Origin of the sequence: uncultured Shimia sp. (genome assembly GCF_947498095.1) — a bacterium.
Classification (GTDB): Bacteria; Pseudomonadota; Alphaproteobacteria; order Rhodobacterales; family Rhodobacteraceae; genus Shimia.
In genome coordinates, this window is the sequence record NZ_CANMJE010000001.1 from 282,723 (window position 1) to 302,532 (window position 19,810).

Sequence of the window (19,810 nt, forward strand, 5' to 3'; positions counted from 1 at the left end):
CCAGCACATCCATTTCAATTCGCGTTTTGACGAGACTTGCCATGTGTGCGTTTCGCTTGGCGGGGAAAACTTCCCAAACCCGCGTTCAGATCAACTCTCTGTCATGGTTTTGAAACGGTTGTTTGTATTTCCGCCCGCAGACCCATTTAATACCAGAGCGAAATGGGAGTTCAGGAGACGCACATGACCACCTATCATCGAGACCCAGACGCCGTTGCCGCACTCACGGATGAACAGTTCTGGGTGACACAGGAAAGCGGCACTGAGCGCCCGGGGTCGGGCAAGCTGCTCTATAACAAGGACCCGGGCATTTACGTCGACGTTGTGTCTGGTGAACCGTTGTTTGCAAGCTCTGACAAATACGAATCTGGCTGCGGCTGGCCGAGTTTCACCAAGCCGATTGAAACCGCACATGTGACTGAACACCACGACAACACGCATGGCATGGTCCGCACCGAAGTGCGGTCCAAGCACGGCGACAGCCATTTGGGGCACGTATTTCCCGACGGCCCTGTGGATCGTGGCGGGCTGCGCTATTGCATAAACTCTGCGAGCCTGCGCTTTGTGCATCGCGACGACATGGAGGCCGAAGGCTATGGCGCCTATTTGGACCAGGTGGAGGAGATCAAAAATGACTGAACGTGCGGTTCTGGCAGGCGGGTGTTTCTGGGGAATGGAAGATCTGATCGGCAAGATGGAGGGCGTGATCTCGACCCGCGTCGGCTATACTGGTGGCGACGTGGCCAATGCCACCTATCGCGATCACGGCACCCATGCCGAAGGCATTGAGATCACTTTTGACCCGACTCAGACCACCTATCGCCGACTTTTGGAGTTCTTCTTTCAGATTCACGATCCGACCACTCCGGATCGTCAGGGCAATGACCGTGGCATGTCGTATCGCTCGGCGATCTACTATGTCGATGAATACCAGAAAGCCGTGGCGCTGGACACCATCGCAGATGTGGATGCGTCGGGTCTGTGGCCGGGAAAGGTCGTGACCGAAGTAGAACCCGTTGGGGATTTTTGGGAAGCCGAGGATTACCATCAGGACTATCTGGTTAAGAACCCCAACGGATACACTTGCCACTTTGTGCGTCCGGGCTGGGTCTTGCCAAAGCGCGACGTCTGAGGTGCCCGAGGTCTTACTCTGCAGCGATGCGAGGGCGCCCTGACGCTTCAACGGTTAGGGTTGCCTGCACAAAGATCTCGCGACCTTCGGCTTCCGCGGTGCGAATGTCTTTTATAACCGACACACGAATCCCTTCGGCGCCAGCCTGTTGTGCCTCACGCTGGGACATCTCTGTCAGATGGTCTTCAAGATATCCCAAAGCTTCTTGGGCATCGGCAAAATCCTCGGGACCGCTGGCCAGATGCACGCGGAAGCGCCCCTCGGCAGGCGCGCTGACTTCGCCAGAACGTCGGATGGTCACACGCCCAACAACCGCGCCAATGGCATTTGCCACGCCCGCATGTTTAGGGAGTTCCATCTGACAACTCAGCCGCTCTCCAACGGCAGGGTAATAGGTTGAGGCTGAGGCCCCCAGACCAATCACTGGCAGGTTCAGACCGGCATCCAGACGCACCAATCCGCGATGCCCGCCCAAGGCACGCTGGGTCAAAACATGGCGAGCCAATTGACTAGACGGGATGTCAAACCCCTCCTCTTCCTCTGCAAAAGCAGTCTCTAACAATGCCAAAACCGTTTGCTGTGTCAGTTGGTCGATGATGATCCTGGCCATGCCCATTGGGTCTTGCGCCAGCATGTTGCCGGCCCCGGTGCGACGACGCCCAAAGAGTGTCAGAGCCTTCTGCGCTGCATCCTTGTCCCACGATGCCAAGGACCCCAAAACATGGCTTGCATCCGACGGTGTCACGCCGGCAACTTGTACGATGCCGCGTTCAACCAATCGGCGGAGGGCTTTGATCTCAATTCGATTTCGCAGCACCGTTGCCAACGGATGAACAGCATCATCGATGCGATCCAACAGCGCTGCCTCACGCCCTTCCACCCCGTCCCGGGGAACTCCAGGCACAGCACGCACGAACCTCCCGTCATGCTCACCCGGCGCGGCAGCCCGGAGCTGTTCGTCCAAAGCCTTGTGGACAATCTCAGGGGCCTCTGTCGCGATGAGCGATACAGGCAACACGCGCTTGGGACCAAGCGTCACGCCGCCCTTTAGTCCCTCGGAAATAAAGTGCGCCTCGCTGTCGCCTCCCAAACCAGAAGTCCGCATGGCAACGGCTTCGACCATCGTGCGATAGGGGCCAACACGCGCCCCGTCAGGGTCAATCGACGGACGCCCATTTCTCAAAACCGCCACATCGGTCGTCGTACCGCCAATGTCGCTTACCAAAGCGTCCTGCGCCCCTGTCATCCAGCGCGCGCCAACAATCGATGCCGCAGGGCCGCTGAGAATAGTTTCGATAGGACGCTCACGCGCAAAATCTGCCGAGATCAACGCACCGTCACCGCGAACGACCATAAGCGGTGCGGTGATGCCGAGCTCTCCCAACCGGGTTTCTGCCTGCCGGATAAGGCGCTCGATCATGCCGATCAGCCGCGCATTCAATACAGCGGTCATTGCCCGTTTGGGGCCGTTTAATTTTGACGACAAATGGTGCGAACAGCTTACGGGACGCCCGGTCAGATCCTGAACCATCTCTGCCGCGCGTTGTTCATGAGCCGGATTGCGCGTCGCGAACTGGGCCGCAACAGCATAGCCCGACACTTCACGTCCATGCGCGGTCAGCCATTCGGCCAAAGCTGCCTCATCCAACGGCTCTTTCATGTCGCCCGAATGGTTGTGTCCACCTGACAAAAGAATTGCAGGATCACCGGCCAAGGCCTCGTTTAGCCCGTGGCGTTCCAGATCACTTTCTCGGAATCCAATCAGGATCAGGGCAACACGCCCACCCTGCCCTTCAACCAGTGCATTGGTGGCCAAAGTGGTCGACAGCGACGCCAAGGTAATCTCGGCAGGATCAATCGCGGCCTCGGTCAGGACGGCACTGACGGCAGCACCAATGCCTTCGGCCAGATCATGCCGGGTCGTCAACGACTTGGCCGTTGCGATCACTTCCTGTTCGTCCCGGACCAGAACGGCATCGGTATACGTGCCGCCCGTGTCCACCCCCAGTGACAATGCCATGAGAAACCTCGTCTGTTCGCGCATTCTGACTGACACGCAGGATTACGTCAGTCAGGCCTGTTTGCGACCTCTTGTAACCGCTCTTTCGCCCAGGACGCCGCGTCACGTACCGTGTCGTCGGGATCGAGCAGCAGTGTTTCAACTTTGTTTAGCAGGGCAACTTGCCCGCTGTTCCCAATTGCATAGAGCACATTGCGTATGAATCGGTTTCGGCCAATGCGTTTGATTGGGCTACCGGAGAAATGCGCTCGGAATCCGGCGTCGTCAAATTCTACCAGATCCGCCAATGCCGGAGCCGTCAGATCATCGCGCGCGTGATACCTGATCTCGCGCGCATCAATTGCAAACTTGTTCCAGGGACAAGCCGCAAGGCAATCGTCACAGCCGTAAATTCGGTTGCCCAACAGCGGGCGTAGTTCGACATCTACCGGCCCATGATGTTCAATCGTGAGATAAGAAATACAGCGTGTTGCATTGATCTGATTGGGGGCAGGAAATGCATCAGTCGGACACACATCCAAACACGACCGACATGACCCACAATGGTCAATTTCCGCTGGATCAGTCTCTAGTTGAACGGTCGTAAACACCGATCCAATAAAGAACCAGGACCCCAGATCTCGACTGACAAGATTGGTGTGTTTACCCTGCCATCCAAGGCCTGCTGCCTGACCCAGAGGCTTTTCCGGCACCGGAGCTGTATCGACAAATACTTTGACCTGCGTAGCATCCCCGGTTTCGGCAATCAGCCAGCGTGCCAGCCGCTTGAGGCGTTTTTTGACGATGTCGTGGTAATCTTTGTTTTGGGCATAGACCGAGATCGCACCGCGGTCCGGCATTGCGTGAACCCGCGTTGGATCATGCATCGGCGTATAGCTTTCACCCAACATGATGATCGACTTGGCTTCAGGCCAGAGGACTGCGGGATTGCCACGCCAATGGGTGCGATCAGCCAGCCAATCCATTTGACCGTGGTATTCCCTTTCGAGAAAGCCATTAAGGTTCTTGGGCACCTGTCCGACAGAATCCGGGCGGCAGATACGACACAAATCGAAGCCCATCTCTTGCGCCTCTCTCACCAATCGCGATTTGAGGTCATCCGACATCATGAGTCGCCAAAAATGCAGAGCGCTCTGCCAGAAATCAAAAGGCTATCAGAAATCGAGATCGGCATAATGCTGTGGGGGTAAGAAGCCTGGAACCTGGTCGGCCAGAACCGACCGGAACGCCGGGCGTGATTTAATTTTGGCGTACCAATCCTTGACCACTTCGGATCGATTCCAGTCGACGTCCGAAATATAATCCAGTGACGAAAGATGCGCCGCAGCAGCAAAGTCGGCCAACGTCATCACGTCACCAGCAAGCCAGCGGCGGTGATCCAAAAGCCATGCCATATAGTCCAGGTGATACTTGATCGCCCGCGCACCGGCTTTGACATTGGTGCTGTCGGGGTACCCCTGTGACATCATCTTCTTGTTAACGCGTTCGTAGAGCAGTTTCGAGGTGACCTCGTGGTGAAACTTGTCATCAAACCATGACACCAAACGGCGAACCTCATACCGGCCATCTGCGTCACGCGGCATCAATGAGGGCTCGGGGTATTGCTCTTCGATGTATTCACAAATGGCGGCACTTTCCGCCATCATTTTACCGTCCATCTTTAGCACGGGAACTTTGGCGGCAGGGTTGCGACGCAGGAAATCCGGATCCTGCTCCCAATATCGCTCTTCCACCAACTCGACCTCAATCCGCTTCTCGGCAAGCGAAAGGCGCACCTTGCGGCAGAATGGGGACAACGGAACATGAAAAAGTCGGTTCATTGGTACATCACGAGCAATTTTGAATACTTCCCCTCAATGCACCGGGATCGCGTCTTTTTCAATCCTCGAAACAAGACGCGCGCCCATCACGGCGGATGGTTTCCGCTCCGTCGACGATCCGAGCGGCCTTTCGCCGAATAGCCGCGGATGGTTTCGAAGCCGAGCGCGATTTGGGGGCTGGCAGGATTGCTGCCAGTCGTGCGGCCTGCACGGCACTCAGATCTTCGGGACCTACACCAAAATAGTGGCGACTGGCGGCTTCCACGCCAAACACACCTTCATCGAATTCGGCAATGTTGACATAGACTTCTAGAATTCGACGTTTCGACCATGCGATTTCCACCACTGGCGTCAGCAAAGCCTCCAACGCTTTGCGCACCCAACTGCGTCCTTGCCACAGGTAGACATTCTTGACCGTTTGCTGACTGAGCGTAGACGCACCGCGAGACCCACCGTCTTCCATCGCGTCCCGGATGGCTTTGATGTCAAAACCCCAATGTTGGCAAAAGTTCGCATCTTCGGCAGCCACGACCGAACGCAACAGAATGGGCGCGACTTGTTCAATGGCAACCCACTCGCGGTCGATCTGGCCCAAACGGCGCTTTTCCGAAAGCATTGTCCAGGTAATGGGCGGATTGACCACCGCAAAGATCAGAACGGCAAAGATTGTCAGCGACACGACCCACACCGCTCCGCGACGAACAAAGCGACGGACACGCAGCCACTGGCGCCGCATCAGGCTGGGTTCAGCCTTGGTTTTTTTTGTCTTTTTCTTTGCCATGACTCATTCCTGCCGTCCCCAAGGGCCTAATGGGTTGGTTCATTTCAATCAACCGTGGTGACAAAGGAAAAGCCCCACAAGCAAACACCTGCGGGGCTTTTGAAACATGTGCTTTCTCTGATCACTCTGCCGGAACTGCAGCTTCTTCTTCACTGAGTGGTGCCGGAATGTGAACGAGCATTTCCTTTGGGCAAACCTGAAGGAAATTGGCTTTCTCGATATCCCAGTGCTGCAAAATATCCGCGGCCTTGCGGCTGCCGGTTTCTTCCAGGTGGCGTTCGATCAAACCTTTCAGCTGGTCTTCCCAATGGGCAACCGTCACCGGACATGTCACCAGGGTTTCCATGTTCATGACGCTCTCGGCCTTGCCCTCTGGATCATAGAGATATGCCATGCCACCAGTCATACCTGCGCCAAAGTTGGCTCCGATGGTCCCAAGGATTACGGCAACGCCTCCGGTCATGTATTCACACCCGCAGGCGCCACAGCCTTCGATCACGACCTTGGCGCCCGAGTTCCGCACCGCAAACCGTTCACCCGCACGCCCAGCGGCGAACAAGTAACCGTCTGTGGCGCCGTAGAGGACCGTGTTGCCAATGATTGTGTTCTCAGAGGCATCCAGAGGCGACGACATGGGTGGACGAACGACGACTGTGCCGCCCGACAAACCTTTGGCCACATAGTCATTGGCGTCGCCCGATACTTCGATCTTAAGGCCAGGTGCCGCAAAGGCCCCCAGAGACTGACCCGCACTGCCGGTAAGCTTGACCGTCAGGTGATCGTCTTGCAGCGCATTGCGCATGCCAAAGTTGCGAACAATATGCGACGAGGTGCGCGTGCCCACGGTCCGGTGCGTGTTTTGCACCGCATAGGACAGCTGCATTTTTTCGCCATCCTCAAGGAAGCGGGCCGCGTCGCGCACGATCTCGGCGTCCAGTGTATCTGGCACAACGTTGCGGCCTTTGTCGCGGTTGTAAACGATCTCGGACGCGCCATCGACGGTGATCAGCAGCGGGTTCAGGTCCAGATCGTCCAGATGCGCCGAGCCACGCGAAACCTGCGCAAGCAGATCGGCGCGACCAATGACATCTTCCAAGCTGCGCGCACCGATTGAGGCGAGGATTTCCCGCACTTCTTGCGCATAGAAGGTGATGAGGTTCACAACCTTGTCTGCCGAGCCGGTGTACTTGGCGCGCAGCTCAGGATCCTGAGTACAGACGCCTACCGGACAGGTGTTGCTCTGGCACTGACGCACCATGATACAGCCCATCGCGATCAGCGCGGCGGTGCCGATACCGTATTCTTCGGCGCCCAGCATCGCGGCCATGACAATGTCGCGGCCGGTGCGCAAGCCGCCATCGGTTCGCAGTGTCACACGTTCGCGCAGGTTGTTCATGGCGAGAACCTGATGCGCCTCGGTCAGGCCCATCTCCCACGGCAGGCCGGCGTATTTGATCGAGGTTGCGGGCGAGGCACCCGTGCCACCATTGTGGCCCGAGATCAGGATGATATCCGCCTTTGCCTTGGCCACACCGGCGGCAATCGTGCCAACGCCCGAGGACGCCACCAGTTTTACCGTCACCTTACAGCGCGGGTTAATCTGCTTCAGGTCATAGATCAGCTGCGCGAGGTCTTCGATCGAATAGATATCGTGGTGCGGCGGAGGTGAGATCAGAGTCACGCCTTTGGTCGAGTGACGCAGGCGCGCGATCAGGTCGGTGACCTTCATGCCCGGCAGTTGACCACCTTCACCCGGTTTCGCACCCTGTGCGACCTTGATTTCCAGCTCTTCACACTGGTTCAGGTATTCAGCCGTCACACCGAAGCGACCCGAAGCCACCTGCTTGATCTTGGCCGAGGGGTTGTCACCGTTTGGTTCAGGCACGAAGTGTGCCGGATCTTCGCCGCCTTCACCCGAATCCGACTTGGCTCCGATGCGGTTCATCGCGACGTTCAGCGTTTTATGCGCCTCGGGGCTAAGTGCGCCCAAAGACATGCCCGGCGTCACGAAGCGTTTGCGGATCGCGGTGATCGACTCGACCTCTTCAATCGGGATCGCCTTGCCCATTGGCTTGATGTCCAAGAGGTCGCGCAAATGGATTGGTGGGTTCGACCGCATCTTGGCCGAATACAGTTTCCACAATTCGTAAGACGCACGATCACAGGCCGCCTGCATCATGTGCATGGTCTGCGCACCCCACGCATGGGTTTCCCCAGACTTACGCGCCTTATAAAAGCCGCCAATAGGCAAAACGTCTTGCCCGCTCAGCCAGCCTTTGGCGTGCACTTCTGCCGCTTTGGTTTGAATACCGCTAACACCGATGCCCGAAATACGGCTGGTCATGCCGGGGAAGTACTCGGCGCACATGGCGCGGCTCAGACCCACGGCCTCAAAGTTCAGACCGCCGCGATAGGACGAAATCACCGAGATGCCCATTTTGGCCATGATCTTCAAAAGACCCTGATCAATTGCTTCGCGATACCGTGCAATAGCCGTGGTCAGATCTGTGTCCAGAAGCCCGCGCTCAATACGGTCGGCCAGCGAGTCTTCGGCCAAATAGGCGTTGACCACTGTGGCGCCTGCACCGATCAGCACAGCGAAGTAGTGCGGATCGATACATTCCGCCGAGCGCACGTTCAGCGAACAGAAGGTCCGCAGTCCGTTGCGCACGAGGTGGCTGTGAACAGCGCTTGTCGCAAGGATCATTGGCATGGCTACACGATCTGCGCTCTGGCCTTCATCGCTCAAGATAATATGGCCAGCACCGGAACGCACGGCGTCTTCGGCTTCGGCCCGGATGCGCTCCAGACCAGCCTGAAGGGCTCCCGCACCTTCTGCGGCACCAAAGCTACAATCAATGCGCACAACCGTGTCGTCGAAAGCTTCCAGCAACTTTTCGAACTGAGTGTTGCCGACGAATGGGCTCTCGAGCATGACGATTTCGGTTTGGCTTCCGTCTTCGTCCAGAACGTTCTTAAGGTTCCCAAACCGCGTCTTCAGCGACATCACCCGATACTCACGCAGTGAGTCGATCGGAGGATTGGTTACCTGACTAAAGTTCTGGCGGAAGAAATGGCTAAGCGGACGATATTTGTTCGACAAAACCGCTGAGGGCGTGTCATCCCCCATCGAGGCCAGTGCTTCTTTGCCATCCTCAGCCATAGGCGCAAGGATTTGCTCTAGCTCTTCCATGGTGTAGCCGGCAGCAATTTGACGCTGACGCAGCTCTTCGCCTGAGAACATAGGTTTTTCTGAGGCGCTACCTAGCTGATCGGCCAGATCTCGGATCTTGCCAACCCACTCTCCATAGGGGCGGGCATTGGCCAGCTTATCTTTTAGTTCGGTGTCATGGTACAGCTTGCCCTCGGCCATATCGACGGCAATCATCTGACCTGGACCCAGAGCGCCCTTTTCAACAACTGTGGCTTCGTCTGTCGGCACCATTCCTGCCTCGGACCCTGCAATCAGAAGGTCATCCCCGGTGACCACATAACGCATGGGTCGCAGGCCATTGCGGTCCAGGCCCGCACAGACCCACCGACCGTCGGTCATGGCCAAGGCTGCGGGACCATCCCAAGGCTCCATTACCGAGTTGCAATAAGAGTACATGTCGCGCCAGGCCTGTGGCAGTTCCACCGCCTGTTTGGCCCAGCTTTCCGGGACCAACATGGTCTTGGCCATCGGCGCAGAACGACCGGCGCGCACCATCACTTCAAACACAGAATCGAGCGCGGCCGAGTCTGACGATCCACCCTGCACGATGGGCTTGATGTCTTCGGCAAGCTCCCCAAAGAAAGAAGACGCCATGCGAATTTCGTGGCTCTTCATCCAGTTGAGGTTGCCCTTGAGCGTGTTGATCTCACCGTTATGGGCCAACATGCGGAAAGGTTGTGCCAGCCACCATTGCGGGAAGGTGTTGGTCGAATAACGCTGATGATAAAGGGCAAAGGCCGACTCAAAGCGTTCGTCCTGAAGGTCGGGGTAGAACACGGCAACTTGCTCGGCCAGCATCATACCCTTGTAAATGATCGATCGGCACGACAGCGACGCGATGTACATATCGCGAATGTTCGCCGCCAAAGCCGCTTTTTCGATGCGGCGGCGGATTACATACAGTTCGCGCTCAAAAGTCTCTTCGTCGACACCCTTTGCGTTCGAGATCAGGATCTGCTCAATCTCAGGACGGGTCGCATTGGCCTTTTCACCCAGACAGGTCACATCCACGGGAACGTGGCGCCATCCGTAGATGCTGTAGCCCATGCGCAGCACTTCGGTCTCAACGATCGTCCGGCAGGCTTCCTGGGCGCCATGATCCGTGCGCGGCAGGAACACCTGACCAACCGCCATCAATTCGTCCAGACGCGGCTCGTGGCCCGTGCGACGGATCTGGTCATAAAAGAACTGTACCGGAATCTGTACGTGAATACCCGCGCCATCGCCGGTTTTGCCGTCAGCGTCAACGGCACCCCGGTGCCAGATCGCCTTTAGCGCAGTAATGCCCGCTTCGACAACTTTTCGGCTGGGTTTGCCATCCAGAGAGACTACAAGGCCGACACCGCAAGACGAATGCTCTTCATCTTCGCTGTAAAGGCCATTTTCGGCCATCCAGTCACGCTTGGCTTGTTCTTCACGAACCCAATTTTCGTCGTATTGCGTCATTGACGGTCTCCTGTCCCGGTCAAGGGTATCTTCTAGGCGCATCTCAGGGGGTTTTCGATTTGCCCCGGCGCGCAAAATTCTCAGTTATTCTAAGTGCCCGAAAACCGGCATCCTACGATCCGCTACATCCTGGCAGAGGCTGGGTTGTCATGAACCCTGTTTCGTCTGGCCCGACAATCTTTGTCGGCGTCCATGCCAGCGTTTGAACTTTGCCGAATTGCTCCACATCAACTTGGCCTTCGATAAGCAGTGATGCATCTGGGGCGGCAAGCACTTGGAAAGACCAAAGCGACACAACGCCATTCTTGCGTACCGTCATGTCCCGCACCAAAGTGCCTACACGATAGGTTTCGCCACTGATCTGGACCTCTTCGTCGCCGAAACGCAGTTCTGACTTCAGGTCAACCATGTTGCCTTTGAGCACGCCGGTCGAAAACGCCATCTCGCGCGTACCCAGACTCTCACCAGTTTCAAGCGCCTGCGTCAGCGATGCTTCGGGCGCGCTGCCCTCCACCACCGAAGCGTCTGTACGGCCACCCTCGGCCTGATACCGCAGCAAGTCCCAATCGGGGCCGAAATAATGACTGTCGCTCAGTTTTCCATTCTCGTAGCTGTGCACTTCAACCACGGATCCACAGCGCACGTAATTTGAGACCATGCAACTTTCTCGGTGAATGGTGACCATGGCCTCGCAGTTGGCCGGAACTGTCTGCACCTGAGCAAAGCTTGCGGTTCCAAGACAGGTCGCCAGAGCAGCACTCAACAATTTATACTTGTTCATGTTCTTGTTCCTTTCGCTGCGGGCTGGTTGGCACCTCTGTCCCGCGAACTCATGACGCCCAACTGGCTTTACTCTGCGGCCACGGAAGCCGAGGCATCAAAGCGCGCCATGATGGCGTCCGCACAATCGCGACCATCCTTGATTGCCCAAACAACCAGTGATGCGCCACGCACGATGTCTCCAACAGCGTAAACGCCATCCATCTCAGTTTCGCCTGTCGTGAACTGGGCCTTGATGGTTCCCCAGCGGGTCACGGCCAGATCGGGCTGCTCCCACAGTCCCGGCAGGTCTTCGGGTTCAAAGCCCAGCGCCTTGATGACCAGATCAGCCTCTTCTACATAGTCCGCACCGTCGATAACTTCGGGCGACTGGCGACCAGACGCATCTGGCTGACCCAGACGCATTCGCTGAACCATGACGCCAGAAACGGGATCACCTGCAAACCCTTTGGGCGCGGCGAGCCATTCAAAGACCACACCTTCTTCTTCGGCATTTTGCGTTTCACGCTGCGAGCCGGGCATATTGGCCCGGTCACGACGATAGAGACATTTTACGCTCTCTGCACCCTGACGGATCGCGGTCCGGACACAGTCCATCGCCGTATCACCGCCACCAATGACCACAACTTTTTTGCCATCGGCATTGAGTTCACCGCTATCAAACTCGGGAACTGAATCACCAAAGCTGCGGCGGTTAGAGCACGTCAGATAATCAATCGCTTTTACGATACCCGCCGCCCCTGCGCCCGGTCCGGCCAGTTCACGCGATTTGTAAACACCGGTTGCGATGATGACAGCGTCATGCGCATTGCGAATGTCGTCGAACGAGATGTCTGTGCCGACACGGCAGTTCATCTTGAAGGTCACACCGCCCTGTTCAAGCTGTTCGTTGCGACGCATCACGATGTCTTTTTCCAGTTTGAACCCGGGAATACCATAGGTCAGCAATCCACCCGAACGATCATGGGCGTCATAAACAGTGACCTGAACCCCTGCGCGGCGCAGGCGATCAGCTGCCGCCAAGCCACCGGGGCCGGCACCGATAATGCCTACGCTTTCCGTGCGCTCCTGCATTGGGGTGATCGGCTTGACCCAACCTTTTTCCCAAGCGGTGTCCGTGATGTATTTCTCGACCGATCCGATCGTCACTGTACCGTGGCCGGACTGTTCGATGACGCAATTGCCTTCGCACAGACGGTCCTGCGGGCAAATGCGGCCACAGATCTCAGGGAAGGTATTGGTCGCCTGGCTGATCGCATAGGCCTCTTCCAGTCGACCAGTGGCCGTCATGCGCAACCAATCCGGAATGTTGTTGTGCAACGGACAGTGGGATTGGCAATAAGGCACGCCACATTGCGAACAGCGGCTGGACTGTTCTTCTGCCTTGGCCTCGGCATACTCTGCATAGATTTCGTTGAAATCCTCTTTCCGAGTATTCGCGTCACGCTTTGTGGGCATGTCACGGTCTACGGTTACGAATTTCAGCATCGGTTGCTTAGCCACGGCGGCTGCCTCCTGTATTTCGTCAGTGCGCCGTGTTTAAGCAAAGTTGAAAGGAGATAAAAGTCAATTGTGCTGACCTATTAATGAAAAAATGAGAGGCTGAGGCGAGAAACTTTGATACTCGGCCTCAAAATTAAATCCGATTCGGACCTAAATCTGGCCTTTCCTTATATTTCCAGCGCCTTATAGGTTGTGTGGCAAAGGCAAAGAGACATGAGCAGATGAGCTTCCTCCACATATTGATGATCGCAATCATTCAGGGAATCACCGAATTCCTGCCTGTCAGCTCATCCGGGCACCTGATTCTCTTGCCGAATCTTACAGGCCTTCAGGACCAAGGCCTTGCCATTGACGTGGCCGTGCACGTCGGGACGCTCGGGGCCGTTGTTTTGTTTTTCTGGCGCGATGTGCGGCTTGCCCTGGGCGGTCTGCCACGTGCAATGACTGGCCGGATCGACACACCCGGCAGTCGGTTGGCCGCTCTGCTTATTGTCTCAACAATTCCAGTTGTGATCGTCGGGTTCATCCTGAACATCACGGGTCTGACCGCTGCCATGCGCTCTCTGACCCTGATTGGCTGGACAATGCTCGGGTTTGGTATCGTGCTTTGGATAACGGACCAAAAGGGAAGCTCGGACAAGTCCGCCGAGGACTGGTCGTGGCGCGATGCGGTCCTGATGGGGCTGGCCCAAGCCGTGGCTCTGATCCCGGGCACCTCTCGTTCTGGCATCACCATCACTGCAGCGCGGGCCTTGGGGTACGAACGAACCGGTGCCGCAAAACTTGCCATGCTGATGTCGATTCCAACCATTGCCGCAAGCGGTGTTCTTCTTGGCATTGAGGTCGCCGGACAGGCGGATATGCAAACTGCGCGCGATGGCGCCATTGCTGCCCTGATATCGTTTGTCGCTGCATTGTTTGCTCTGGGTCTTATGATGCGGCTGCTGCGTTCAGTCAGCTTCACGCCCTATGTGTTTTATCGCATCTTACTGGGGATCACCCTGTTGACCATCGCATATAGTTAAGGCGCGCACATTGCTGCGCACGCCTTAAAAATTAGTCAGTCTTGGCCGCCCTCAGATCTTGAGGTTCTTGGCCGAGTTCTTGATGTCATCGAATTGGCCTGTTGGGCGATAGCGCCACAAGTAATCCGGCAGGATCGCTTCTGTGCTCGTGGCCCGAATACCCAGATCAGCCAGAGTTTTGGCATCTTCGGCAACGACATTATCTTCTTGCAGCAACTTAACCTGATCGCGGGTCAGAACCTTGTTCTCGATCAGCCCCATCAGGATGCTCTGTGTCAGATCACAGCCAAAGGCCATGATGCGGGCAACCCAGAACGGCAGATTGATAACGATGCGCTTGCGATAAATCACCTCGAGCATTTCATCCACGAATTCGCGCAAAGTGCCTGCATCAGGTCCACCAAGTTCAAAAACACCCGAAGCTTCGCCCTTGATGCCCTTGACCGCGGCGGCGGCAACATCATCGACAAACACGGGCTGAAAACGGGTTTCGCCGCCAACAATTGGCAGCACCGGACCCAGTCGAGCCATTGAGGCGAACCGGTTAAAGAACCCATCATCCTGTCCAAAAATCACCGACGGACGCAGGATCATCGCGCCGGGCATATGTGCCAGAACGGCCGCTTCACCTTCGGCTTTGGACTGCGCGTATTCGCTTTCTGAGTCGGCATCAGCTCCAATGGCGGATACATGCACCATCGAGGTCACGCCGTTTTCCGCAGCCAGACGCGCAATCCGCCCAGCACCTTCGGCCTGAACAGCGTCAAACGTGTTCTTGCGATGCTCGCCCAAGATCCCAACGCAATTCACAACCGCATCCGCACCTTGCAAAGCGGCAGCAACCGAAGCGTCGTCGCGAACGTTGCAAGGGAAGGGTTCAACCTGGCCAACCGTGCCATAGGGTTTAACGAACAGCGCCTCATTGGGGCGACGGACGGCCACGCGCACGCGCCATCCCTCTTTCGCCATACGGCGCGCAATGTAACGCCCTACAAATCCTGAACCGCCATAGATCGTAACGAGTTTCGACATCGGGGCCTCCGCTGACTAAATCACTTAGCTTGGAATACTCTCCGTCGGCCTGCGGAACAAGGTCGAAAGCATGGCCGCGACAAGAATGCACGCGAATATCCAGCGGTGTCATGATCGCTTTGGTGATCACATTTGGAATTTCGGAAGATTCTGCGGAATCTCCGTTGACAGTGCCGCGCCACAGGTCTAAACGCCTGCCTCACCAACCCGTGCCCAGATGGCGGAATTGGTAGACGCGCTAGCTTCAGGTGCTAGTGTCCGTATGGACGTGGAGGTTCGAGTCCTCTTCTGGGCACCAAGATCCCCCAAAATCCGAACTCTCAACCGCAAGGCCGTTTGCTTAGTAGCGTGCATTTTTGCCCGCATGACGAGCGGCGGTATTGGCGACTTGGTAACGAGAGTTATAGTGTCTAACAGAGCCAAACACACGATACGGTTCGCGTTTTGGCCAGTCATTCAATTCGGAGCATCGCATGATCGACCTTTACACATGGGCCACGCCGAATGGACGCAAGGTGTCTATTCTCTTGGAAGAACTGGGTGTCCCTTACACGGTCCATCCGATAAATATCGGCGCGGGCGACCAACATGCGCCTGACTTTTTAGAGATCAGCCCCAACAACAAGATACCGGCGATTGTTGATCACGAAACTGGCCTGAAACTCATGGAATCAGGCGCGATCATGATTTATCTCGCCGAAAAGTACCGGCAGTTTTTGCCAGAGACACTGTTAGAGCGCGCCAAGGTCATGGAATGGCTGATGTGGCAGATGGGCGGATTGGGGCCCAACGCCGGCCAAGGGCATCACTTCCTGCATTTCAATCCCGGTGTCTCAGAGTACGCCGAGGAACGGTTCGCGGCCGAAGTTCAGCGTCTCTATGGGGTGCTGGATCGTCAGCTCGAGGGTCAGGATTACATTTGCGGCACCTATTCGATCGCCGATATGGCATGTTGGCCATGGGTTGCCCGCCACGAGTGGCACAGAGTTGATCTGAAAGATTTTCCAAACGTCCAACGCTGGTATCAAGCGCTGAACGCCCGCGATGCCGTGCAGCGAGGGTATCACGTGCCCACCTAACACGCCCTTGTGTGATGGGTAGAAACCCGACACGAATTGGCCAATACTCGACAAAAAAGAACGCATGCCTGCCGCGTCTCTTGAGAGGAAAAAATGAACATACTTTTCATTATGTATGACCAGCTTCGGTTTGATTATCTGAGCTGCGCGGGGCATCCGCATCTTCACACCCCGCATTTTGACCGTGTGGCAAGCATGGGCGTGCGCTTTACAAATGCCTATGTTCAATCGCCGATTTGCGGTGCCAGCAGGATGAGCTTTTATACAGGTCGTTATGTGTCATCACACGGAGCGGCTTGGAACGGGTTTCCGTTGCGCGTCGGGGAAATGACGATGGGCGATCACCTGCGCGATTCCGGTATGGATTGCTGGTTGATCGGCAAAACACATATGAAGGCCGATGCCGAGGGTATGAAGCGGCTGGGCTTGGCCCCGGATAGTATGATCGGCGCGCGACAGTCAGAGTGTGGGTTTGACGTCTGGACCCGTGATGACGGGCTTTGGGGTCAGGGACCTGACGGATTTTATGATGAACGACGCTCGCCCTATAATGAGTACCTGAAATCACTGGGATATGACTCTCCAAACCCCTGGTCAGACTTTGCAAATGCCGGGGTGGACGAAGACGGTAACAAGGCATCGGGCTGGATGTTTCAGCATGCCGACCGCCCTGCCAATATTGCGGAAGAGCAAAGCGAGACGCCTTGGCTAACAGGCCGCACCATTGAGTTCATCGAACAGGCCACCGCACCATGGTGCGCCCATGTCAGCTATATCAAACCGCATTGGCCCTATATCGTACCCGAGCCGTATCACAACATGTACGGACCCAATCACGTGCCTGCCGCGACACGCCATGAAGAAGAACGTGAAGACGCCCATCCGGTCTTTGGTGCCTATATGGAGAACCGTATTGCACAGGCCTTTCAACGCGAAGACGTCCGACAAAAGGTTATCCCTGCCTATATGGGCCTGATCAAGCAATGCGATGATCAATTGGGACGTCTGTTGGACTATCTCGAAACATCCGGGCGCATGCAGGACACGATGATCGTGCTGACATCAGATCACGGCGATTATCTCGGCGACCATTGGCTGGGCGAAAAAGACCTGTTTCATGACCCTTCGGTAAAAATCCCGATGATTATCTATGATCCCAGATCGCAGGCCGACGCGACACGGGGCACGACATGCGATGCATTGGTTGAGGCTATTGATCTCGCACCCACCTTTGTCGAAGCCGCTGGTGGCAAGGTAGCTGATCACATTCTCGAAGGTCGCTCCCTTGTGCCCTGGCTGCATGGAGAGACCCCGGATTGGCGCGATTGCGCTATCTCGGAATTTGATTACTCAGCGACGCCGCAAGCCGTCAAACTGAGCCTTGAACCCAAGGATTGTCGCCTTTTCATGGTGTGTGATGGGCGATTCAAGCTGATGCATGCAGAGGGCGGGTTCCGTCCAATGTTGTTCGATCTTGAGGCCGACCCCGATGAGCTGAACGATCTGGCCAAAACTGATCCTGAACATCCAGCCATCGCCGCCTGCTATGCACATCTCGCTGAGTGGTCGCGACGCTGCGCACAACGGGTGACGAAGTCGGATGACGACATCAAGGCCATGCGTGGCAGATCAATACGCAAAGGCATTCTGCCTTTCCTTGTAGATGGCTCCGAGGTTCCTGAGGAGCTGACCCAGGTTTATCGCGGCCCTGCTCCGAAGCGACCAGATTAGAGGCTGACAAAGGGCCATTCCAGCTAGAGCCCGAGCGCATGCTTTGCGAAGGGCGCAGCATCGCCGCCACAGGAGAATTGGCTGAAAATGAGCATGCAAGTCTCATCAACGCCAATTGACCCTTGGGCACTGGCCTGTTATTCGATCTCCAATACCGTTGGGGGGCCATTTGGCTGAGAGGCGTTTTCGTCGACCCATCGAACCTGATCCGGGCAATACCGGCGTAGGGAACGGTCTTCGAGATACAGACGTTTTCCATGCCCCCATTGCCCCAGAACCGGAGCAATGAGATGGCGCATATTGCCCTCACAATCGCAGGATCCGACAGCGGCGGCGGCGCTGGCATTCAGGCTGACCTCAAAGTCATGTCGGCCCTGGGCGTCTACGGCGCCAGCGTGATCACTGCGATCACCGCCCAAAACACTCAGGCTGTCACGGCCGTACATGGTGTGCCGCTTGACGTGATCTCTGCCCAGATTGATGCGGTTCTCTCTGACCTCAATGTCGGCGCGATCAAGATCGGCATGCTTGCCACACCAGAAATCATCCAAACTGTTGCCGACGGCTTGAAAGACTTCCAAGGGCCAATCGTGCTCGACCCAGTGATGATCGCCAAGTCCGGCGATGCCCTGTTGGCGCGTGACGCCGTTCAGACCCTGCGCGATGTGCTGTTGCCTCGTGCCACAGTGCTCACGCCAAACCTGCCTGAAGCCGCCGTTTTGCTCGACCGCATGGCGGCCGAAGATCGGGAGGAAATGGTCGCGCAGGGGTTGGCCTTGTGTGGTCTGGGCGCCAAGGCTGTCCTGATGAAGGGTGGCCATGCTTCGGGCGACATCTGCCATGATGTGCTGATCGGCCCGGAAGGTGTTCTGGCCGAGATGTCCGCTCCACGGAGAACAACTAAGAACACCCATGGCACAGGTTGCACCCTGTCGTCTTCCGTCGCCGCCGGTCTCGCGAAGAGACTGTCGCTTACGCAGGCGGCAGAAGAAGCCCACGCCTATCTGCAGGGCGCCATTGCCGAGGCCGACAAGCTGGGTGTTGGCCACGGCCACGGCCCTGTGCATCACTTCCATCGGGTCTGGCAGGCGTGACACTCTATTCCGTCATAGGTGCTGGCGTTGCCGGTCTGGCCGTGGCCTCCGAGCTTGTCTCGCGCGGAGCCGACGTTCAGGTCTTTGATCCCGGAGGACCGCCCGGACCACACGGCTGTTCTTGGTGGGCGGGCGGCATGCTTGCCCCATGGTGCGAATATGAAAATGCCGAGGAACCTGTCCTGCGCCTTGGGCAACATGCCATCGACTGGTGGGCTGAACGCACCCCCGTCAAACGCTGTGGCACACTGGTTGTCGCCAATGGCCGCGATCTTCCGGATCTGCGCCGCTTCGCACGTCGTACCGAAGGGTATGAAAATGTCGAAAGAGACAAAATCGCCAAGTTAGAGCCTGATTTGGCCGCCTACGGTAAGGGGCTGTTCTTTGGTGACGAGGCCCATCTCGACCCGCGTAAGGCCTTGCAAGACCTCTATCGTGGCCTTCAGGATCAGGGCGTGGAGTTTCACGAGAAACTCGCCCCCCCACAGCTGAAAAACGCCATCGATTGTCGGGGTTTGCATGCCCGCGAAATCCTGCATGACCTGCGCGGTGTCAAAGGTGAGATGCTGGTCGTGCGCTGCCCGGATGTGTCTCTATACCGGCCTGTTCGGCTCTTGCACCCGCGTATGCCGCTCTACATCGTGCCGCGTGGTGACGGCGTCTATATGCTGGGCGCGACGATGATCGAAAGCGAAGACAGCAGCCGCATCACCGCGCGGTCTATGCTGGAACTGCTGAGCGCAGCCTATGCCCTGAACCCCGCCTTTGGAGAGGCGGAGGTGCTGGAAATCGGCGTCGATCTGCGCCCAGCGTTTCCCGACAACCTGCCCCGTATTCGACGGCTGGGGCACACAATCTATGCCAACGGACTTTACCGCCACGGCTACCTGCTTGCCCCTGCTCTGGCGCGCGGTGTTGCCGATCTGGCGCTTGAGAACAAACATTCGGAGATGGTCGATGAAGATCGTGCTTAACGGAGACTCCCGCGAGGTGCAGGCGACAACGCTGGCCGACCTCCTGAAGGAATGCGGCTATTCGGGTCGCGTTGCCACGGCGGTGAACGAAAACTTTGTTTCGGCGCCTTTGCGCACCTCAACAACACTCAACGATGGTGATCGGGTCGAAGTGCTCGCGCCGATGCAAGGGGGCTGAC

16 protein-coding genes, 1 tRNA gene and 1 riboswitch are annotated in these 19,810 nt (G+C 56.9%); of the genes, 9 read left to right on the plus strand and 8 right to left on the minus strand.

The genetic code is table 11. The annotated features are described in order from the left end of the window. The first annotated feature begins 183 nt into the window (after positions 1 to 183). Both msrB and msrA read left to right on the plus strand, forming a co-directional pair. Positions 184 to 639 carry a peptide-methionine (R)-S-oxide reductase MsrB gene (gene msrB, locus Q0932_RS01425; RefSeq protein WP_299348893.1) on the plus strand — a complete coding sequence of 152 codons (456 nt, stop codon included), beginning with the start codon at positions 184 to 186 and terminating at the stop codon, positions 637 to 639. Continuing rightward, positions 632 to 1,132: a peptide-methionine (S)-S-oxide reductase MsrA gene (msrA, locus tag Q0932_RS01430; protein WP_299348895.1), complete on the plus strand. Its 501-nt coding sequence runs from the start codon at positions 632 to 634 to the stop codon at positions 1,130 to 1,132. The genes msrB and msrA overlap by 8 nt, the downstream gene beginning before the upstream one ends. Before the next feature lie 13 nt (positions 1,133 to 1,145). On the opposite strand, the gene Q0932_RS01435 is transcribed toward msrA, so the two are convergent. From Q0932_RS01435 to Q0932_RS01465, 7 genes are all read right to left on the minus strand, one after another. Next, on the minus strand, positions 1,146 to 3,152 hold the full coding sequence (locus Q0932_RS01435; RefSeq protein WP_299348896.1) for a hydantoinase/oxoprolinase family protein: 2,007 nt from the start codon (positions 3,150 to 3,152) through the stop codon (positions 1,146 to 1,148). 47 nt (positions 3,153 to 3,199) lie between these two features. Next, positions 3,200 to 4,258, minus strand: a complete 1,059-nt coding sequence (queG, locus tag Q0932_RS01440) for a tRNA epoxyqueuosine(34) reductase QueG (protein WP_299348898.1) — start codon at positions 4,256 to 4,258, stop codon at positions 3,200 to 3,202. A gap of 48 nt (positions 4,259 to 4,306) precedes the next feature. After that, complete coding sequence (locus Q0932_RS01445) at positions 4,307 to 4,972, minus strand: glutathione S-transferase family protein (RefSeq protein ID WP_299348901.1); 666 nt, start codon at positions 4,970 to 4,972, stop codon at positions 4,307 to 4,309. A 58-nt stretch (positions 4,973 to 5,030) separates the two neighbouring features. Next, positions 5,031 to 5,753: a monofunctional biosynthetic peptidoglycan transglycosylase gene (gene mtgA / locus Q0932_RS01450; RefSeq protein WP_299348903.1), complete on the minus strand. Its 723-nt coding sequence runs from the start codon at positions 5,751 to 5,753 to the stop codon at positions 5,031 to 5,033. Between the two features lie 121 nt (positions 5,754 to 5,874). Then, complete coding sequence (gene gltB / locus Q0932_RS01455; protein ID WP_299348906.1) at positions 5,875 to 10,413, minus strand: glutamate synthase large subunit; 4,539 nt, start codon at positions 10,411 to 10,413, stop codon at positions 5,875 to 5,877. A 112-nt stretch (positions 10,414 to 10,525) separates the two neighbouring features. Further along, the gene (locus tag Q0932_RS01460) at positions 10,526 to 11,194 is read right to left on the minus strand and encodes a hypothetical protein (protein WP_299348908.1); all 669 of its coding nucleotides are present in this window, start codon (positions 11,192 to 11,194) and stop codon (positions 10,526 to 10,528) included. Between the two features lie 68 nt (positions 11,195 to 11,262). After that, positions 11,263 to 12,696, minus strand: a complete 1,434-nt coding sequence (locus tag Q0932_RS01465; RefSeq protein WP_299348911.1) for an NAD(P)-dependent oxidoreductase — start codon at positions 12,694 to 12,696, stop codon at positions 11,263 to 11,265. 221 nt (positions 12,697 to 12,917) lie between these two features. On the opposite strand from Q0932_RS01465, the gene Q0932_RS01470 reads away from it, so the two are divergent. Beyond that, positions 12,918 to 13,721: an undecaprenyl-diphosphate phosphatase gene (locus tag Q0932_RS01470; protein WP_299348914.1), complete on the plus strand. Its 804-nt coding sequence runs from the start codon at positions 12,918 to 12,920 to the stop codon at positions 13,719 to 13,721. Between the two features lie 51 nt (positions 13,722 to 13,772). On the opposite strand, the gene Q0932_RS01475 is transcribed toward Q0932_RS01470, so the two are convergent. Further along, positions 13,773 to 14,753, minus strand: coding sequence for a complex I NDUFA9 subunit family protein (locus Q0932_RS01475; protein WP_299348917.1), 981 nt, complete (start codon positions 14,751 to 14,753; stop codon positions 13,773 to 13,775). A 211-nt stretch (positions 14,754 to 14,964) separates the two neighbouring features. Here Q0932_RS01475 and Q0932_RS01480 point away from each other — a divergent pair. The 6 genes from Q0932_RS01480 to thiS all read left to right on the plus strand — a co-directional run bounded on the left by Q0932_RS01480 (position 14,965) and on the right by thiS (position 19,809). Further along, a tRNA-Leu gene (locus tag Q0932_RS01480) sits at positions 14,965 to 15,051 on the plus strand. Positions 15,052 to 15,226: 175 nt separating this feature from the next. Continuing rightward, positions 15,227 to 15,832, plus strand: coding sequence for a glutathione S-transferase N-terminal domain-containing protein (locus Q0932_RS01485; RefSeq protein ID WP_299348920.1), 606 nt, complete (start codon positions 15,227 to 15,229; stop codon positions 15,830 to 15,832). Between the two features lie 93 nt (positions 15,833 to 15,925). Continuing rightward, the gene (locus Q0932_RS01490) at positions 15,926 to 17,563 is read left to right on the plus strand and encodes a sulfatase-like hydrolase/transferase (RefSeq protein WP_299348923.1); all 1,638 of its coding nucleotides are present in this window, start codon (positions 15,926 to 15,928) and stop codon (positions 17,561 to 17,563) included. Positions 17,564 to 17,711: 148 nt separating this feature from the next. Next, a riboswitch (TPP riboswitch) is annotated at positions 17,712 to 17,810 on the plus strand. A 43-nt stretch (positions 17,811 to 17,853) separates the two neighbouring features. Continuing rightward, positions 17,854 to 18,657 carry a bifunctional hydroxymethylpyrimidine kinase/phosphomethylpyrimidine kinase gene (gene thiD, locus Q0932_RS01495; protein WP_299348926.1) on the plus strand — a complete coding sequence of 268 codons (804 nt, stop codon included), beginning with the start codon at positions 17,854 to 17,856 and terminating at the stop codon, positions 18,655 to 18,657. Next, entirely contained in the window at positions 18,654 to 19,631 is a 978-nt protein-coding gene (locus Q0932_RS01500; RefSeq protein WP_299348929.1) for an FAD-dependent oxidoreductase, read from the plus strand. Before thiD ends, Q0932_RS01500 begins: the two co-directional genes overlap by 4 nt. After that, a complete protein-coding gene (thiS, locus tag Q0932_RS01505; protein ID WP_299348933.1) occupies positions 19,615 to 19,809 on the plus strand; it encodes a sulfur carrier protein ThiS in 195 nt (64 codons plus the stop codon). Before Q0932_RS01500 ends, thiS begins: the two co-directional genes overlap by 17 nt. Position 19,810: the final 1 nt, after the last annotated feature.

What these genes read in the sequence shown, in the direction of transcription:
- mtgA (WP_299348903.1), bottom strand. Translation starts at nt 5,753, where the DNA reads ATGGCAAAGAAAAAGACAAAAAAAACCAAGGCTGAACCCAGCCTGATG.
- Q0932_RS01460 (WP_299348908.1), bottom strand. Translation starts at nt 11,194, where the DNA reads ATGAACAAGTATAAATTGTTGAGTGCTGCTCTGGCGACCTGTCTTGGA.
- Q0932_RS01445 (WP_299348901.1), bottom strand. Translation starts at nt 4,972, where the DNA reads ATGAACCGACTTTTTCATGTTCCGTTGTCCCCATTCTGCCGCAAGGTG.
- Q0932_RS01435 (WP_299348896.1), bottom strand. Translation starts at nt 3,152, where the DNA reads ATGGCATTGTCACTGGGGGTGGACACGGGCGGCACGTATACCGATGCC.
- msrA (WP_299348895.1), top strand. Translation starts at nt 632, where the DNA reads ATGACTGAACGTGCGGTTCTGGCAGGCGGGTGTTTCTGGGGAATGGAA.
- Q0932_RS01475 (WP_299348917.1), bottom strand. Translation starts at nt 14,753, where the DNA reads ATGTCGAAACTCGTTACGATCTATGGCGGTTCAGGATTTGTAGGGCGT.
- queG (WP_299348898.1), bottom strand. Translation starts at nt 4,258, where the DNA reads ATGTCGGATGACCTCAAATCGCGATTGGTGAGAGAGGCGCAAGAGATG.
- Q0932_RS01470 (WP_299348914.1), top strand. Translation starts at nt 12,918, where the DNA reads ATGAGCTTCCTCCACATATTGATGATCGCAATCATTCAGGGAATCACC.
- thiD (WP_299348926.1), top strand. Translation starts at nt 17,854, where the DNA reads ATGGCGCATATTGCCCTCACAATCGCAGGATCCGACAGCGGCGGCGGC.
- Q0932_RS01490 (WP_299348923.1), top strand. Translation starts at nt 15,926, where the DNA reads ATGAACATACTTTTCATTATGTATGACCAGCTTCGGTTTGATTATCTG.
- msrB (WP_299348893.1), top strand. Translation starts at nt 184, where the DNA reads ATGACCACCTATCATCGAGACCCAGACGCCGTTGCCGCACTCACGGAT.
- gltB (WP_299348906.1), bottom strand. Translation starts at nt 10,413, where the DNA reads ATGACGCAATACGACGAAAATTGGGTTCGTGAAGAACAAGCCAAGCGT.
- thiS (WP_299348933.1), top strand. Translation starts at nt 19,615, where the DNA reads ATGAAGATCGTGCTTAACGGAGACTCCCGCGAGGTGCAGGCGACAACG.
- Q0932_RS01485 (WP_299348920.1), top strand. Translation starts at nt 15,227, where the DNA reads ATGATCGACCTTTACACATGGGCCACGCCGAATGGACGCAAGGTGTCT.